General features: G+C 37.7%; 2 protein-coding genes. Both read right to left on the reverse strand.

All coding sequences use genetic code 11. The features are described 5' to 3' along the window. Positions 1-172: 172 nt before the first annotated feature. A complete protein-coding gene (locus ACFIO3_RS13175) occupies positions 173-481 on the reverse strand; it encodes a type IV secretion system protein VirB3 (protein ID WP_212112790.1) in 309 nt (102 codons plus the stop codon). Continuing rightward, positions 482-802 (reverse strand): TrbC/VirB2 family protein, encoded by a 321-nt coding sequence (locus ACFIO3_RS13180; protein ID WP_375615251.1) that lies wholly within the window; start codon positions 800-802, stop codon positions 482-484. Between the last annotated feature and the right edge of the window lie 555 nt (positions 803-1,357).

Genomic DNA, 1,357 nt, shown 5'->3' on the forward strand with positions numbered 1-1,357 from the left:
TTGATCAATATCCGCAGTGTCAAAATTTATACCCTCAACAGCCATCACAACCATTAAACAGCGTGAATTTAAAGCAACGATATGTTGGTTGATGTAGCGTATATAGGGAATATATTCTTCAGGCAAAGTTTCCCGTTTCATGATTGACATCTGTTTCACCAGTTTCGTTCCTTCAGCTTAGTTCCTTATAAGTGCGGATAAGGCGTAAAGGGGAGGTTGAACCTCCTCCCCATCGGTTGAGGTTTTTTTGTTTTCCTCGGGTATTGAGCCATGCAAATAATACGCGAAATTGGTTGTGATCGTACTTTGTCACTTCTCGCAAAATAAAGTGCATCCCAATCCCAAGACCAAACATGGTAAAATCACTGGTCAAAATGAAAAGAATGGATGTCGCCATAACATTGAGCGCCATCGCTTCCATTGTAACACCAGCAAACATGGCCGGGCGCGTACAGGCAAGGAAAAGAGTATCTTCGTTCATTTATGTTGTGCCCGCTAATTTGCCGACGAGAGTGGGGGCACCAAAAACAATAGCAATCCCCAGAACACAGTAAGCTGCTTTGCGTAAATCAATAAAGCCGTACATCCAGCCAATCCCCACAGCAGCAACACATATAATAGCAATAAGCTTTGCCGTTGGACCCGTCATCATTGTGACAATGTTGCCTAAAACACCATCAAGCTTCCCGAAACCACCTCCACTAGCAGTAGAAGCAGCATAAGAAGGATCTGATACAAAAACTGCCGTAAAAAGCAGCATCGTCACGATAAAAATGATGTTTTGGAATCTATTATCTGTCATTTTACCTCTCTTTAACAAATAATATTTGTTCATATATCGACATTCCATCGCCTCTAACAAACTGGAGAGTGTTGTCATTTGATGACAGTTTAATTCTTCTCGTTTGTTTGTTTTAAAAGCCTTGATCGTGGATCTGTTCACTCTCAAGCTCTTCTTCGTAAAAGAGACAGAAGTCTTTTCAAATTGAGATTGTGTTATATGAAAATGGCAATTTTAAGTTGTGTATATTGGTAAAAATAACAATATTAAAATAATGAAAGAAAGAATATCATTCTTTACAAAATGTAGTTAATCTGCAACACTTATATTTGGATTTTTTCTTTAAAAAACAAGGGGATTTCTGATCAATAATCTGACATGATAGGAAAAAAACGAATTTTTTGAGCGAGCGTGTTAAGAGATGCTATTTAAATTGATTGTTATTATTTACATTATGGGGGCCACAGTGTGGGGATTAAGCCAATATAAAGATAAAATGGATTTCAGCATTCTTAAAACATTTGAGACGCAAGATATCCAAGATATTGTCGATCTCTATCGAGAAGAAAAAAAGTT

The sequence above is a fragment of the Bartonella sp. AD328YNZD genome (genome assembly GCF_042196425.1).

Bases quoted from the DNA above. Each gene is read 5' to 3' on its own strand.
- ACFIO3_RS13175 (WP_212112790.1), bottom strand. From the start codon at position 481: ATGAACGAAGATACTCTTTTCCTTGCCTGTACGCGCCCGGCCATGTTT.
- ACFIO3_RS13180 (WP_375615251.1), bottom strand. From the start codon at position 802: ATGACAGATAATAGATTCCAAAACATCATTTTTATCGTGACGATGCTG.